Genomic DNA, 15,739 nt, shown 5'->3' with positions numbered 1-15,739 from the left:
TTTTTAGCAGGAAAAGACTATGACTCAGAAAAAGACGTGCATCCCTTTTCACTTTAACGCCGGCACCATCAACGTGCCCCACGACTGGCGGGATGTCAGTATGCTGGTGTTCACCAGCCCCGATGACCACAACGGCAGCAGCTTCACCCTGCCCTGGGCTTCGACTTCCCCCAGTTTGCCGAACGCGAAATCACTTCACTCAGTCAGCAGCTGAAAAACTGGCAGCTTATCGCCCAGGAAAACGGAGAGAAGAGGCTATCCGGATGAGATATCGGCCAATGGCTGATGGGTTATTACAATCAGTGCCGTCCTTACCGCTTTAATGATGGCGCTACCCCGGTAGAGAAAGAGGAATTCTGTAAAGAAGGCTAATAATGTATCCTAAATTAGTGGACCACTACAAATAACATTCTGTTTTCACGGCTTTATTTACCGCCGCTTCTGCTTTAGAACGCGCCTTGGCCATTTATTAACCTACCGAGGCGAAGACTGGAAATTCCTGAAAACATCCTTAATCCCAGTTCAGACATTTAGCCAGCTTCTCTAATAATAGTGCTTCAACGTAAGTTAGATAAATTCCTCTTAAATGTCGAATAACCATAGAAATATATTTATTCGAACTGAAACATACAAATAAACAAATTTCATGATGGTAACTGCACTAACAAATAAACTATTACATTTCCCCTGTTAGCAATATAGGATAGAGCAGAACCTATAATCATTTTATTCTAAATAAGATTATTGTTATAGAAATAATTCATGATTGAAAGATGATTATATAAAATAATTTACCAGACCGTTAATTAAATTATTTTTAAATATTGGCATTCATTCATAAAATGATTTCACACAATTTAACACCTTAATAACAATAGATTACATTAAAATAACATTAATACATTAAACTCTTTGTCTTGCTATTTAATGAAATTATCTTCCCATTATTTAATTAATATTTTATCAAAACATACCTAATGACTATATTATCTAAAATCCGATCTGGTTTTATAATTTTATCTCTTGGTTTCTGGTTGCGATAGCAAAGTTTCAAGTTGATTCATATCGCACACCCAGTTATTGCCTTGTTTCTCAAGTGAGCAAGGAAGCAACCGCCGCTTATTCCCATGAATAACTTTATAAAAACCATCATAAGCAGGAGTGTGAACAACGATATTTTCACCAGGTTTAGACCAAATACGGATTAGTTGCGACACCATGTAAATCACAGAATGACCATAAGCCGCCCAATTTGTATTAATTTCACAATTAAAACGTTGCTGGTACCAATGACGAATAGCACCAAGAAATTCTCCATGCTGCCAACGACTGTAACCAAATACGCCATGATTCAGACGGTTCTGTAACGCCTGAATCACACAGGGAGCAGTAGCAAAATCCATATCAGAGATGGTAAAAGGAAGGAGATCATCAGCACCAAAACGATCTCCAACATAGTCCCATTGGGTACACCAAGTACCACGGCGATTAACCGAGGTGTCAAAGTCAAACATTGTTTTCTTCCTTAAATTAATGCATTAAGTTCATCTTTTACTGATTGTACTTGCGGCCCGATAACGATTTGTAAGTTATGTTGATTGAGGTAAATAATCCCCAGTATCCGTAAGTTCTTCAATTGTTCATTATCAACCAAGGATATGTTTTTAATAGATAAACGTAGACGAGTAATGCAATTATCCAGTGAAACGATATTATCTTTACCCCCTAAAGCAGCAAGCATTGCCGGAATATCATAATCCGATTTATTCGTAACCGCTGGAGGTCTATTCACTTTGTGATTATTGTCAATTTCGCGTTCTGGTGTTTTGATATTAAATCGGATGATAGCAAATCGGAAAATAATGTAATAGGTAACAAACCAAATCACCACAACAACAGGTATTAAAATTAATGTCGTTATGATAGGAACAAAACGTACTCCGCCAAAAAAGGCCAATGCGTCGGGCAATCAGATGGTATTACAACGCTCATGAAGTAGATAAACAATAATGCCGACTATAACTGCCCCCAAAATACCAGTATCAATGGATTGAATACCAAGAATATTTTGGATGTTATTGATTTTCAATATCGTGGGATCTGTCGTTAGCAGGATACCTGTGGTTGTTAAATAAAAGTTTATCCCCAGATGAAATACTGTAAAACCTACGAAGCCGGTAAAAGCTGCCACACCTTTATTTTCGCGTGCCATACCTAGCCGGATAGCAATCGCGAACATAATGAGCATAATGACTCCAGCGGATATTATTAGGAATTATTTAATCAATAGCACTACGGATTATCTGGTGAAATGGTTTACTATTGATAAATATTTTAAGAAGGATTATTAGTTTGCTAGGATCACATAAAAGCTGCTCAAAAAATCATTATTATCCTTTAAGTCGTTCATATATTAAGTAAAGAATAGGCAGAACCGTAATATTAAAATTCTGCCAAAGGAAAAGTGAGTTTGGTTGAGCCTGATTTTATATTTTGAATAGATATCATTGTCATCTTGTCAGGAAAATATCTCCAAATCCTATTTACAATGGCACCAATAAAGATACGAAGGTAAAAAATCAGTTTTTGTTCAAATTCTCCTAATAATCCATTTGAACAATAGGATTAATCATTGAGTTAATTTATAAGATAAAAAATATAATCATCTGATAATTACAAATTGATATTAGTTATATATAGCCAAGTAATGCAGCTTTAGCTATTGCCTGGAATTTATTCTTACAATCCAGTTTTTTGACGATATTCATTAGGTGAAAATCAACTGTACTTTTAGTGACACAAATGGTTGATGCAATTTCAATTGATGTCATCCCATCTGCGGTATACCTTAATACCTCTAATTCTCTATGTGAAAATGAGGTATTATCGATATAGAACGATTGTAAATACTTTGTGTGTGATGTTAAGTATCTTATTATCCTAATATATACTCCTAAAATTTCTCCACTACATTTATACATTGTCTCGTTATCAATAGGCCCCTCTTTTCCCGCAACAGAAAATATTCCATAAGTTCCTGAAAATGCAGGAAGACCAAAGGTGATCCCAGAGCGAAACCCATATTTCTGATTCACATACCAAAGTTCTTGTCCATTAGATTTGGAAAAGAAATCCAAATCCCATATTTTTGAAAAAGAAGGCGGCACTGGTCGGAAATTTAGAACGGGATCAATCATCCAATACTTTTTTTCTATATAAAGGGCCCTCCAAGATTCATGATAATTATTAAAGAAATACACTTCTCGGTTAGATATAGGAAAACGTGCCTTTAATAAAAGGGAGAACAAACTAAACCCCGAAATTTTGTCAATAAGTTCACAAATTTCAGCCACAAAATGGGGATCTACGTCTAATTTATGAAAATTATAAGGTAAGGTATATGGTCGATAAATATTCATTCAATGTCCTCTTGAAAATTAAGAATATTGATAGTGAATCCTAATATTTATTATAGTAGCAGAATTTAAACTTAATAGAGAAAATAATTCTTTACTGTTATACAGAGGCAGAATCTGATAAGCCCCTATGTATTATTCGTAAACAAGAGAAATTATATCAATAGGATTGAAAGTTTAATAATCATGAAAAATAATATATATAAACATATTATAGCCATATGAAGAATATTAAACCATTTTCAAGTCAACATAAGTAATTATTTAATATTTTACTCTAAAAAATTATGTTTTGTTCTTTACAACAATAAATTAATTAAAGTATTGAATCATATGAAGTAATACCTAATAAATATATGAGTAATTTTCCCGTATAAACTATGATTTATACCAGTAGCTGTTTCAACTTTAATAGTTAATTATATAAAAAGAAAGTTATTAGAATAATAATTAGTAAACAAAATAATCTTTCAATTCCTAATAAATAGTTTAAATATGTAAAGAGGTGTTATAATGAGTGAAATCATTCAGGGTAAAGATGATATTGCTATAACCAGGAACGCTGTTACAGCTGATGTGACCTTTGTTATTGATATTGATTCAATAATTGAATATCTTAGCACTAATAATCTTAAAAGTTCTCTGGACCCTAAAGAGCCAACAATTATCCGTCAGCATGTATATATAGCTAATTATACTCCAGAGTTTGGACTAAAAGTGGCGAGTTCATCTGGTGCTCGTGTAACTGTTCCTATTAATGCAAATATTAGGTGGAGGGCGACAACTGTATCCAATAATTTCGACTATACAATTATACTGTATAAATTCAAAAAGCTTAGTACAGGACAAGATGTCGTCTCTGTCCCATCACAAATATGGTCACAGAACCCTATAGGCAAAAAAGTTCCAATGGTCCCTTCAGGAGTTAATGCAAATGAGGATGAACCTAAGGTAATTTTTGTCGAATCTCAAGACAGTTATTTCCAAGCAATAGCTCATAGACCAGGTGTAGAGCAATATACCTGGTTCTTTGCTGCTTATGATGGCAAAAAACTCCTAGGCTATTATCGATATGATCCATATGTTGAAGTAACTAATAACTAATCATTTGTATATTGTCATTTTCTACTGGAAAATTATTTAGATAGTTTTCCAGTATTTTTATTCTTCACTTTACTTAAATATCTGCAATAAACACTAATTTATATAATAATATCACCACCGTATAGAGAAAAACATCTAACATCCAGGTAAGTCTATTCTTCTCCATGAATTTAACAATCTTCCGACAATTATTCTGTTATCTATTCAAATGATTTTCTCTCTATTATCTATTTCTTTAGCTAAAATAACTTATAGGAACTATTACATCTGACATTATCGTCTATCAAGCTAAGTAACAGTGAATTAAAATTTAGCTTATTATTACTTGCTTAGATTAAGCTTTCCTTCCTTTAAAAATCTTCCTAGTAAAACCCACGCTATTATTTAAAAAAACATCACCTGTTACTTATTCCACTTAAGTTAATTCATTAATAAGCAATAAAATCATTGCTCTTATTAACTCATTATTATCCGAATAACCAACTAATTGAAATTTCTAATAGAAAATCGAGATATAAAAGAAACGCCACTCGTTAATCAGAGCAAGATATAACCAGGAGTGTGCTTTAATAACAAATAAACTAGCCAATATGCATGTCATTACTATCGGGCTATCACCCTATATTTATGTTTTATGGAATAAAATATCATCCTTATCGGTGAATGAATGATAAAAAGAATATCTATTTTAATATTGGGTTGTATTTCCTTTCAGATAATCGCTTCACCGGCAGAGGTAAATGATAATCTGCCAATGACTGAGGCTAGAAGAACGCTGCAAGATAGTTCCAGGGAAATTAACCAACTGATAGAACAACGCCGATATCAGCAATTGAAGCAGCAGGCCAATACCGCTCCTGAGTCAACTCCTGCGCCGGTATTGCCGGAATCTAAGCAATGTCTGCCGTTAACCGGTGTTTACCTTAAAGGGATTTCTCTGCTCTCGGTTCGGGATTTAAGTACGCTCAGCGCTTTGTCCCCGGAGTGTATCAGCAGTCATGATATCAACCGGCTCAGCCACGAACTGACTCACCTTTATATCAGTAAAGGCTATATCACCGCCCGTATTCAGTTTATTGCGCCTAATGCCGATGGAGAGTTAGGGCTAAACCTTATCGAAGGGTTTATTGAGAAAATTGAAGGCGGTGATCGCTGGGTGAATAGTCGTATGTTATTTCCCGGTCTGGAAAAACAACCGCTCAATATCACACAACTCGATCAAGGTTTAGATCAGGCTAACCGGCTACAGTCCAATAAAACCACCCTGGATATTTTACCGGGAACGGTGAATGGCGGCTCGGTGATTAAACTGCATAATCAGCGTAGTAAGCCTTGGTTATTGAATATTAAAACTGATAATTATGGGCAAAAGAGCACCGGGAAATGGCTGGTCCGCACAAATGCCAGTTTTGACAGTCCATTTGGTTTATCCGATTTCATCAGTCTGAATGCCAGTAGTACGTTAGATAGCCCATCAAACCGGTATAGCCGTGCTTATACTCTGCTTTATTCAGTACCCTATGGCGCCGCGACATTCAGTGGGTTTGGTAGTTATTCCCAATATACCAGCCGCCCCCATTTACAAATGAGAACCATAAAGATTTATGGTGATACTCAGCAAATCGGCATGCGCTCTGATTTTGCCTTCTATCGTAATCAATCTCAGATTAATAGTGTCAGCGGGCAACTGACTTACAAAAATTACAATAATTACATCAACGATGCCAAGATTGGCGTCAGTAGCCAAACATTGAGTGTCTTTGAGCTCGGCGTTAATCATTTATATATCATTCCAACCGGATTAATCACGCTCAATCTGAGTGTTGAACAGGGTTTACCTTGGTTTGGAGCACAAACCGGCACCTCTTATCTCGATAAACAGTTCACCAAAGGCAAGTTGATGGTCAATCTGCATCAGCGTTTTATGCTGTTCAACTCGCCTTATCAGCTCAATAACCTGTTTTATGGACAATACAACCGGCGCGGTCTGCCCGGCGTCGAATGGCTAAATATCACTGATCGGAATGCAGTGCGGGGATTTAGCAAAAATACGCTATCCGGGGATAACGGCTGGTATCTGCAAAATACGCTGTCCCGGACATTTCCCCTCGCCAGCAGCACATTATCAATGCGTATCGGCATTGATACCGGCCGGGTTCAGGGATATCGCAGTCCACAAGGTTGGCAAAGCAGCGCCGGTATCAGTTCCGGCGCCACGCTGAAATACCAGCGCATGGTATTCGATATAGAAACCAGCCGAGGAAAGTTACTTTCCAATCGCCAAGCATCTGATGAGCCCATTCAGGTGCTAGTCCGTTTTTCTTACACCTTTTGATGGTTTTAAGCAGTACCCAACGCTGTACACACAGCAATATAACTAAATATATAGAGACTTAATGTATGAAAAACAAAAAATTCAGGTTATCCCCTACCGGCAAGCTCGCCGCTTCTATGGCAATCATTCTTGTCTCTTGTTCTACCAGTTTTGCCAGTGAAATCGTTGGTGGTGGCGATCCAGCATACCATCCCGATATTTTCGCGGCCGAAGGTAAAGCAACGGTTGTGAATATCGTGACACCCTCCTCTTCCGGGCTGTCACATAACCAATATCTGGATTACAACGTCGGTCAGATGGGCGTCGTCCTAAATAACGCGTTGAAGGAGGGGCAATCACAATTAGCGGGTCAGCTCGCCGCTAACCCTAATTTAAATGGTCAAGCCGCTAGTCTGATTCTGAATGAAGTTATCAGCAGGAACCCTTCCCTGTTATTAGGTCAGCAGGAGGTATTTGGTATCGCAGCAGATTATGTACTGGCAAACCCAAACGGCATTACCTGTAATGGATGTGGCTTTATTAATACTAACCGCGCTTCTCTGGTGGTGGGTAATCCATTGGTAGAACAAGGTAATTTACAAGGTTTCAGTACATTTAATAATCAGAACAGCCTGAAAATTAAATCGGATGGTTTGATCGCCAATGCGATCCTTGATCTTATCGCACCGAAAATTGATAACCGAGGCTCAGTCACCGCTCAAAAAGAGATTAATGCAATCAGTGGCGAAAATAAAACCTCAGCCACAGGGGAAATCATTGATTCTCAACAAGAGTTAACCAATGTGCTGGATAGCTATTATCTCGGCAGTATGCAAGCCGGACGTATCCGTCTACTTAATACGGCAAAAGGCAGTGGAGTTAATTTGCAAGGTTCTCTCACTGCCAGTGATGAGATTACGGTTAATTCCCACGGTAATCTCAATTTAGAAGCGGCACACCTGCAAGGCGGAAATGTTGCGCTCACAGGTAATAATATTGAAGTAAAAGGTAAAGTCAGCGAATCAGCATATAGCCGTGATGGTAGCAATAATTACCAAAGCTATTTCAGCGGTTCTTATGTCAATAATAGTAAAAGTAGCCAGTCACTTGCCCGTACTAAACTTGAAGGCAAAAATATCTCATTGGTCGCCAACAGTAATAACCGAATTACAGCCACTGATATCGTGGGTGATGATGTTAATCTGAGTGGTGCTAATCTGACTTTAGATGGGCAGCAGTTAAAGCAATCCACTAAAAATATTGATAACCAATGGAGTTATTCCCGGCGACATGAGGTGACTAAGGAAAGTGAAAAACTGCATCAGGCAGGGAATACGATAACCGCCCGGCAGAATGTGAATTTAAATGCCGTTGCAGGCGATGTTAAGATCCGTGGCAGCCAAATAAATGCCAACGATAAGCTGGCCGTTACAGCGAAAAAAGATGTACAGATTGCCGGTTTAACTGAAATAGAAACATCATCAGAAAAAGGCTATAAAAAAAATCACACGGCTAAATTGCAGACTGGAAGTTGGGAAGAGAGTAAACAGACCGAGCGCTTGATTGCCAGTGAATTACAAGCAGGTAGTCATCTTGATATTAAAGCAGGAAATCAAGCCGAGATTTTTGGGGCGAAAGTCCACGCAGGTCAAAATCTAACTCTGGAAGCCGGTAAACAACTGCAAATCGATGTTCAGAAAACGGCTAATAGCGGCGCTGTATATGATGATAAAAGATACTGGGGAGGTATTGGCGGCGGTGGGAATAAAGACAATAGTGAGTTGAAAGAAACCAGCCATGCATCTGAATTAACGGCGAATGGGCGTTTATTGCTGTCAGGCTATGAGGGTATTGCCATTACCGGCAGCAAAGTGAAAGCGACCCAAGGTGCTTTTGTAAATGCTAATAGTGGCAAATTAACCATCGATAATGCGGTCAGTTATATCGACCAGAAAGTTGATGAGCGAACAGGCACCGTACTCAACATCACTAATAGTTCAAAAAGAACCAATAGCCAGCAACAGAAATCTCATGGCAGCGAGTTGGTTTCTGAAGCGGATCTCAAATTACTCAGTGATGAAGATATCAATATTATTGGCAGCCAGGTAAAAAGTAGCGGCGCGCTTAACCTGAGCACATCCGGTAATATCAACGTGCTCTCTTATGGCGAACAGAAACAGGTTGATAAACAAAGCACTTCTCTGGACCCACAAAGCCATTTCCAACCAAAGGGGGATAAACAGTATCGTGCCGGAGTAGGTATTGAACATACCAGTAACAGTCAAAAAAATCAGACGATAACACAGCAAGCTTCCACGTTAAGTGGAGGTAGCATCATTCTCAATGCTGATAAAGATGTCACCCTGCGTGGTTCCAATCTGGTGACGACTACAGGTGATGCTAAGATCACCGGTGCGAATGTTCGTTTGTTAGCCGCGGATAATAAAAAATCCGAAGAGAAATCTCAGAGTAAAAAGTACGTTGGTACCTATCTTACCGGAGGAATCGATAAAGTCGGTTCCGGTATTCATGGTAGTTATGAAGGTAACAACAATAATCATACCAGTACGACTGCCGTTGTTTCCGGTTCTCAAATCGCAGGTAATTTGAATATTAAAGCCAACGGTGAATTGGTTCAGGAAGGGACGAAGCATGAAGTCAATGGCGCTTATACCGCTGAGGCAGGCAAAGTCAGCAATCTGGCCGTATCGAATACGACATCAAATACCAACCACAAACTACAGGTTGGCACAGATATTGGCATCAATGTCGATTATAGCGCGGTCACTCGCCCAATGGAGAAAGTGGTTAAAGAACCAGCTAAATCTGCACTGGATGGCACTTTAACCAAAAAAGGCACACCTAATTTCGGCGCGGATATTGCCGCCAACGGCAGTAGCATCGTAACAGCGAACAAAAAATCCGAAGCGGTTGTGACTTCTGTTCAGGCTAGCGATATCGTCATTAAAACCAACGGCGAACTGTATGACCAAGGTACTCAATATCGTGCTGATAAGGGTAACGTTACACTGACTGCCGGTAGCCATAACAGTGAAGCAGCACAGAATCACCACCAAAGCAGCCACAGTGAAACCCGCGGCAATGCTGACTTACGTGTTTACACCACCACCGGTGAAGATATCTCTGGTAATGGTAAAGGCAAAGGCGGCACACAAAGCAGCCATACTGTGACAACCGAAGCAGTAACCAGCCGGATTACCGCAGCGGATGACATTAATATTCGTGTCGAAAGGGATGCCGAATATCAAGGCACATCTCTGAATGCTGGCGTCGGCAAAGCCAATATCGATGCTAAAGATGATATCCGTTTTGATAACGCCACCAATAGCGTAACGAAAACAGCGACCGGTTATAACGGCGAAGCTTCTGCTAAAGGGGGGAATTCGCCAGAGGGCAAGAATGTTCATCTCGGTCTTGGCGGCGGTTACAACACCGATGGCAAGAATAGTACCACCGCTCAGGTCAGTGAGATTGGCGGTAAGCAAGGCATCACTTTGAGTGCAGGCAATAACTTGACGTTGCAAGGTGCTCAAGTGACCGGTAAGCAAATCGACCTGAACGCTAAACAAGGTAATGTTGAACTGGTATCTGCTCAGGATCGCATTAACAACGATGGTTGGGAATTTAACCTGAAAGGCAATGGGGGGAATGCAAATTCGATCAAGAAAGCTGAGGATGACACTACCACCACGACCACAAAACAGAACTTCGGCGGGGAAGTCAAAGCAGGTATTGATCGCCTGCAAGCAACAACCCAACGTAATAGCCATATCAAAGGTGAAAATGTCGTGATCAATAGCGGCGGTGATACGACAGTTGCCGGAGCACGGATAGAGGCTGATCAGGTAAAAGGCAATATTGGTGGTGATTTACGAGTTGAAAGCCGTAAAGATACTGAACATGGGTTAAATGTCGGTGTTGATGCTGGCATTAATTACACCAAAGAATCCAAAGTAAAAAGTGACGATATTCCTAAAGACGAGGCAACTAAGGATGATTCGTCTAAAGACGATGTGTCGAAAGATGAGGTATTGAAAGATGATCCAGCTAAAAACCCAGCCGAAGAGCCACAACCGAAAGGGTGGCAGGAAAGATTAACCTCTGCATTTGATAGTCTTAATAATATTAAAGGTATTAATGGAGTTACAGGTAAACTTAAAAGCAATGTCGATATTAAAGATCGAGAAAATGTCGGCGAACAATCGGCTATTTCCGGTAATCAAGGGGTTAATTTAGATGTAAAAGGAAATACTCATCTAATTGGCGGACAGATTGGTAGCGAGAAAGGTAATGTCATTCTTAATACCCAAAATGTGGAGCAACAATCTGTTACCGGCTATGACAATAGTAAAGGCGGCAATGTTGCATTACCTGATTCTGTTAGCGGAATTGTTAAGGCAGTTCAGGAAGGTGTATTGTCCGGCAAAATACCTTTGGTGAAAACTTATAGTAATGAAACCGAAACTAGTACCACTAACGGCGAAATAATTAATCGTAAATCTGATTAATTTGTTCTTTTATAAAAGATCCTTCAAATGAGGGATCTTTTTATTGTTCTCTATTTCAATAGTTACAATTGACAATATTAATGCTTTTTCATAATATCAAAAAATTAATAAATGAATTGGAAATATAATTATGTTTAGAATTTACAAGCAAAATTTAGAACATAAGAACTACTATAAGTCACAGATTAGAATAAAGGGAATGTTTAGGAAGGAAACTATTTGTTCAAATATATTTACTGCATATGTTATTTCTATGATCGTATTTAAGTTCAATAATCCATTACTTATATATGTGGATTACGCTATGGCAATAATGCTAGTCACTACGTTAATAAGTATGTCTGTTAAAACGAGCAGAGAATTTAATACATTGATAAATGGATATCAACCAGAGGATATTAATTACTCTAACGAAAAGATAAAAACTTCACGTAAGGTATTAATTTCAATTATATTAATAATTTTTTCAATATTAATGTGGATATCAATCTCATATTTATCTAGTATTATTAGATATAATTTTTCACTAAAAGTGTTTTCACTGATGATTATCAGCATATCAATATATCTGATCATGAAAATGTTTAATCAGAGAGTACTCACTATGCATGAATAGGGGATATTAACTCAATACAAGTACGCTTTATACTTTGAATTGTTAGATAATAAGCCGCCACAATGAAAGCGGCTTTTAAATAAAGTAAGCATCAATATGCTTTTATTTCCTTTGAAATTTGATAAATATTTTCTATACCGATAGAACATTCATCATCTGAAGCTAAAGTCGTTGTTATGAAACTGAGTTTATCCCTAGATTTGCTGGTAAATGTTACATGATACATTTGCCTATAAATCGGCTGAGATAAATAAATATCATCAAATTCATGTTTATCATTCAGTACTTTTTCCCTTTCAGCCTTAGCTATTTCACGTTGTAGAATAATAGCTACTTCACTTTTATTTAATCTCTCAGAAAGAATTAATGATGTTTGCGTTTTATCGAAATCGATATTATTTCTATCAATACCAAAGTCATTCAAACTATTCGCAGTAAGCTGAGTTGCCCATCCGTTTATATCTGAACAATCAGGTCCTGCGGCAATAGCAGATATTGAAAATGATAATATAGCTACCGACAGTAATATTATTCGACCGTTAAATCGTGATCGCCACTGACCCATATTTGTTTCCTGATGGATAAATTAAGAACAATACAACCGTCAGAGCCTGTTCCAGGATGTTTCCTATTATCGCCATGAATTTTAAAAGCATCCCTGCCACACATACTATTACTGCTATCCAAGTATACGGCCATACCAATTACCTCCTAAGTTATTGTTTCATTGGTTAATATTATATCTACAACATTAATAAATGAAAGATTAAATTTCACCCAAGACTATCGCCTAGAAAATCTTTCCTCGTTGGGCTGGTGGCCTATCACTTTGACAAGTGACCTGGATTTGACAACGGAATCATCTCGTAGAAACATGGCATGATGAGATTACTCATATTCAAGCAAGGTAACTATTTGAGGCTATACATGCCAAAGCGCACAGAAAAACAGGAAACAGCCCAACATCAGCCGAAAAGGTTATCCAGAACACCTTTGGAGAAGGGCATTCACCACGGTAAAAAAGCGATTTCCCTGACAGTCAGAGTAGGAAATTATATCCGCAATATTCCTATTATTGCCCACTTTATCCGTGCAACGCTGCGTTTTAATGATCGGATGGGTAATCAGTTTGGCGCCGCAATAACGTATTTTTCCTTCTTATCACTTATTCCCATTCTGATGCTCTCTTTTGCCATTGCCGGTTTTATTCTGGCCTCTAATCCTGATTTATTGGCAAAACTGATTAACGGTATCGCCAACAGTATTAGTGATCCGACTCTTGCTAATACGCTGAAAAATAGTGTCGATACAGCAATTAAACAACGTACTACCGTGGGATTAACCGGTTTGGCAATTGCGCTGTATTCCGGTGTGAATTGGGTCAGTAATTTACGTCAGGCTATTCTTGCCCAGTTCCATCCTGTCTGGGTGAGAAATCAGGAAGATAATGAGAAAATCTATTTTAAATATCTTCGTGATTCTATTTCTCTGATCGGGCTATTATTAGCGCTGGTCATCACGCTATCACTGACCTCTATCGCAGGCTCCGCCCAAGCAACCATTGTCAAGATGTTAGGGTTAGATGGCATTGAATGGCTTCGTCCATCCTGGTTCTTGATTGGATTAGCCATTTCTATTTCAGCTAATTATCTGCTTTTCCTATGGCTATTCTGGGTGTTGCCTCGCCACCAGCCAGAACGCAAGGCACTATTAAAAGGAACATTGATGGCAGCAATAGGCTTTGAAGTGCTCAAATATATTATGACCATGACGTTACCACGCCTCGCCAATTCCCCTTCTGGCGCCGCATTTGGTTCTGTTATCGGCTTGATGACATTTTTCTATCTCTTTGCCCGTTTAACGCTATTCTGCGCTGCCTGGATAGCTACTGCGGATAATAATCATAAAAATACCGAATAAATATGCCCTGGCAGAGCGATCTGCCAATAATAACCGATGAAAAGGAGCTGTTTATGCCATTTGTTAATATCAGAATTACTCGTGAAGGTGCTACAGCAGAACAAAAGAAGCAATTAATTGAAGGAGCCACTCAGTTACTGGTCGATGTATTAGGAAAAAATTCGGCGACAACTTTTGTCATTATTGATGAAGTCGATACTGATAATTGGGGCATCGGCGGTAAGAATGTGACTGAACTGAGAGCTGAGGCTAAAAAGTAGCCTCCAATGATGAAGGGCGGTATTACCCGCCCTTTTACCGCTTTAAGACGCTTTTGCATCAGGCTTAGGTATCGGTGGTTGTGCCGGAATATCAGCTTTATCCTTATATGGTGTCAGCAACATAATCTGATTAAAGCTGTTTCTTAACTGATCGACATCCATCTCCGCTTCCCCTTTCGGTTGAATCAGAATAAATGCAACTTCTTGTGAAAGGATCTGCTTCAACTCACGATTAAGCATTTCAGGGGTCAAAGAAGCTAAAAATGCTTGCCTCAAACGCTGATACTGCTCAGGAGCGATATCCACCACATTGCTCTGTTGAGACAAAAGGCGCTGATTAATCAGAATATCCGTACTGGTATGACCATACATGGCAAACAACTGGCTGAGTTGTGCTTGTTTTTGCGCATATAGTTCATCAAATTGTCCCTTCGGCAATCCTTTATCCCGTAGTGTGACCAATTCAGCCGCCAGATACTCCATTGCGGGTTTTAGATTACCTGCCGCCGTGTTGAGATTCAGGGCGCAACTCGCACGGTGATACTGGACTTTACAATCCAACCCCAGTTTCAACGCTTTATCGTTTTTTCTTTCCAGCCCAAGTTGCAGATAGCGATAAAGTGCCTCGCGAGTAATATCACTGATCCAATAGTGATTAAGCACATGCGAATCATTAATCGGCTGCCAATTGAGATCCCAAATCAAGGATAAAGTATCTTCCTTCTTTTTATCGCTGATAATCCCTATGGTCTCCGGTTTCATTGGTGACAACGCTGCAATGGTGGCCGGAGTATGGCGTTTACCTTTCAATGATGAAAACGCTTGGCTGATATTTTCCGGCAGAGTACGGCTATCCACATGACCCGCAACGTATAACGTCATCATGTCAGGGGTATACCACTGCCGGTAAAACTGCTTAAGTTTCTCCAAATCAATAGGTTGAGGCGCATTTTGCGCCGGATCATGCCCTAACAACGTTGAACCTTTCAAACGTCTACGCCACACGGGATCTTGTATATCCGGTGGATAGGTTGCTACGGATGTATTGGCCATTTTCATGGCATGTTGTAGAGTCTCAGGTGTAAATACCGCTCTGCCTGCTGCATCAGCCAACCAGTTCAACGCGTCTTTTAGTAGTTCAGGCTGATTATGTGGCAAACTCAAGCTATAAAGTGTGAAATCATATGAAACAATAGCTGGAGGCAGTGGGTATTTTGGATCAATAGCGCTGTTCCATAACTGGTCTAATTTGGTGGAAGATAAACTTTTGCTACTAAAGAGCACGACTTTCGGAATCAACCAGGTATAACCCGCCTGTTGGGTTTTCTCCGCCAGTGACCCTGTTTTCACAACAAGGCGCAACTGTATTCTGTCGTTAGGACGTTGCGGCGTCTGCAAGATTTGCCAGTTAAAACCATTTTCCAGTTTACCCTGTTTCCAGGCAGGGTCAGGCTGCAAGGCTTCCGCCTGCGTCTGGCCCGCAATTGCCAGCATTATCCCACCAATAAAATAACGAATTTTCGAACCCTGCATGTGAACCCCTATAGATGTCTATCCTTGGTTTTAGCCTTCGAAGGTTT

10 protein-coding genes and 2 pseudogenes are annotated in these 15,739 nt (G+C 39.3%); 6 read left to right on the top strand and 6 right to left on the bottom strand.

Annotated elements, in window-relative coordinates; genetic code table 11:
• Positions 1-19: 19 nt before the first annotated feature.
• Complete coding sequence (locus B0X70_RS01470) at positions 20-214, top strand: DcrB/PsbP domain-containing protein (protein WP_110086685.1); 195 nt, start codon at positions 20-22, stop codon at positions 212-214.
• Between the two features lie 808 nt (positions 215-1,022).
• Here the strand turns inward: B0X70_RS01470 and B0X70_RS01465 are convergent.
• From B0X70_RS01465 to B0X70_RS01455, 3 genes and pseudogenes are all read right to left on the bottom strand, one after another.
• Positions 1,023-1,514 (bottom strand): annotated as a pseudogene (locus B0X70_RS01465) (aminotransferase class I/II-fold pyridoxal phosphate-dependent enzyme); the annotation flags it as partial.
• 11 nt (positions 1,515-1,525) lie between these two features.
• Positions 1,526-2,242: pseudogene (locus B0X70_RS01460) on the bottom strand (PTS transporter subunit EIIC); the annotation flags it as partial.
• 448 nt (positions 2,243-2,690) lie between these two features.
• Positions 2,691-3,419, bottom strand: coding sequence for a LuxR family transcriptional regulator (locus tag B0X70_RS01455; RefSeq protein WP_217470715.1), 729 nt, complete (start codon positions 3,417-3,419; stop codon positions 2,691-2,693).
• A gap of 510 nt (positions 3,420-3,929) precedes the next feature.
• Here B0X70_RS01455 and B0X70_RS01450 point away from each other — a divergent pair.
• The 3 genes from B0X70_RS01450 to B0X70_RS01440 all read left to right on the top strand — a co-directional run bounded on the left by B0X70_RS01450 (position 3,930) and on the right by B0X70_RS01440 (position 11,363).
• Positions 3,930-4,520 (top strand): inclusion body family protein, encoded by a 591-nt coding sequence (locus tag B0X70_RS01450; protein WP_036783173.1) that lies wholly within the window; start codon positions 3,930-3,932, stop codon positions 4,518-4,520.
• 667 nt (positions 4,521-5,187) lie between these two features.
• Positions 5,188-6,855, top strand: a complete 1,668-nt coding sequence (locus tag B0X70_RS01445) for a ShlB/FhaC/HecB family hemolysin secretion/activation protein (RefSeq protein ID WP_217470714.1) — start codon at positions 5,188-5,190, stop codon at positions 6,853-6,855.
• 65 nt (positions 6,856-6,920) lie between these two features.
• The gene (locus B0X70_RS01440; protein ID WP_217470713.1) at positions 6,921-11,363 is read left to right on the top strand and encodes a hemagglutinin repeat-containing protein; all 4,443 of its coding nucleotides are present in this window, start codon (positions 6,921-6,923) and stop codon (positions 11,361-11,363) included.
• A gap of 707 nt (positions 11,364-12,070) precedes the next feature.
• Here B0X70_RS01440 and B0X70_RS01435 read toward each other — a convergent pair.
• Both B0X70_RS01435 and B0X70_RS01430 read right to left on the bottom strand, forming a co-directional pair.
• Positions 12,071-12,544: a hypothetical protein gene (locus B0X70_RS01435; RefSeq protein WP_217470712.1), complete on the bottom strand. Its 474-nt coding sequence runs from the start codon at positions 12,542-12,544 to the stop codon at positions 12,071-12,073.
• Positions 12,508-12,678: a DUF2778 domain-containing protein gene (locus B0X70_RS01430; RefSeq protein WP_144408144.1), complete on the bottom strand. Its 171-nt coding sequence runs from the start codon at positions 12,676-12,678 to the stop codon at positions 12,508-12,510. The genes B0X70_RS01435 and B0X70_RS01430 overlap by 37 nt, the downstream gene beginning before the upstream one ends.
• Before the next feature lie 228 nt (positions 12,679-12,906).
• On the opposite strand from B0X70_RS01430, the gene yhjD reads away from it, so the two are divergent.
• Together yhjD and B0X70_RS01420 are read left to right on the top strand one after the other, a co-directional pair.
• Positions 12,907-13,899 carry an inner membrane protein YhjD gene (gene yhjD / locus B0X70_RS01425; RefSeq protein WP_217470711.1) on the top strand — a complete coding sequence of 331 codons (993 nt, stop codon included), beginning with the start codon at positions 12,907-12,909 and terminating at the stop codon, positions 13,897-13,899.
• Between the two features lie 53 nt (positions 13,900-13,952).
• Complete coding sequence (locus tag B0X70_RS01420; RefSeq protein WP_036814360.1) at positions 13,953-14,159, top strand: 2-hydroxymuconate tautomerase family protein; 207 nt, start codon at positions 13,953-13,955, stop codon at positions 14,157-14,159.
• 42 nt (positions 14,160-14,201) lie between these two features.
• Here B0X70_RS01420 and B0X70_RS01415 read toward each other — a convergent pair whose 3' ends face one another.
• Positions 14,202-15,692: an insulinase family protein gene (locus B0X70_RS01415; RefSeq protein ID WP_217470710.1), complete on the bottom strand. Its 1,491-nt coding sequence runs from the start codon at positions 15,690-15,692 to the stop codon at positions 14,202-14,204.
• Positions 15,693-15,739 lie beyond the last annotated feature (47 nt).

The organism is Photorhabdus akhurstii (genome assembly GCF_019090985.1).
Lineage (GTDB): Bacteria > Pseudomonadota > Gammaproteobacteria > Enterobacterales > Enterobacteriaceae > Photorhabdus > Photorhabdus akhurstii.
The sequence above is the reverse complement of the archived record's forward strand: the minus strand, read 5'-3'. Positions and strand labels throughout refer to the sequence as shown.

What these genes read in the sequence shown, in the direction of transcription:
- B0X70_RS01470 (WP_110086685.1), top strand. Translation starts at nt 20, where the DNA reads ATGACTCAGAAAAAGACGTGCATCCCTTTTCACTTTAACGCCGGCACC.
- B0X70_RS01455 (WP_217470715.1), bottom strand. Translation starts at nt 3,419, where the DNA reads ATGAATATTTATCGACCATATACCTTACCTTATAATTTTCATAAATTA.
- B0X70_RS01450 (WP_036783173.1), top strand. Translation starts at nt 3,930, where the DNA reads ATGAGTGAAATCATTCAGGGTAAAGATGATATTGCTATAACCAGGAAC.
- B0X70_RS01445 (WP_217470714.1), top strand. Translation starts at nt 5,188, where the DNA reads ATGATAAAAAGAATATCTATTTTAATATTGGGTTGTATTTCCTTTCAG.
- B0X70_RS01440 (WP_217470713.1), top strand. Translation starts at nt 6,921, where the DNA reads ATGAAAAACAAAAAATTCAGGTTATCCCCTACCGGCAAGCTCGCCGCT.
- B0X70_RS01435 (WP_217470712.1), bottom strand. Translation starts at nt 12,544, where the DNA reads ATGGGTCAGTGGCGATCACGATTTAACGGTCGAATAATATTACTGTCG.
- B0X70_RS01430 (WP_144408144.1), bottom strand. Translation starts at nt 12,678, where the DNA reads ATGGCCGTATACTTGGATAGCAGTAATAGTATGTGTGGCAGGGATGCT.
- yhjD (WP_217470711.1), top strand. Translation starts at nt 12,907, where the DNA reads ATGCCAAAGCGCACAGAAAAACAGGAAACAGCCCAACATCAGCCGAAA.
- B0X70_RS01420 (WP_036814360.1), top strand. Translation starts at nt 13,953, where the DNA reads ATGCCATTTGTTAATATCAGAATTACTCGTGAAGGTGCTACAGCAGAA.
- B0X70_RS01415 (WP_217470710.1), bottom strand. Translation starts at nt 15,692, where the DNA reads ATGCAGGGTTCGAAAATTCGTTATTTTATTGGTGGGATAATGCTGGCA.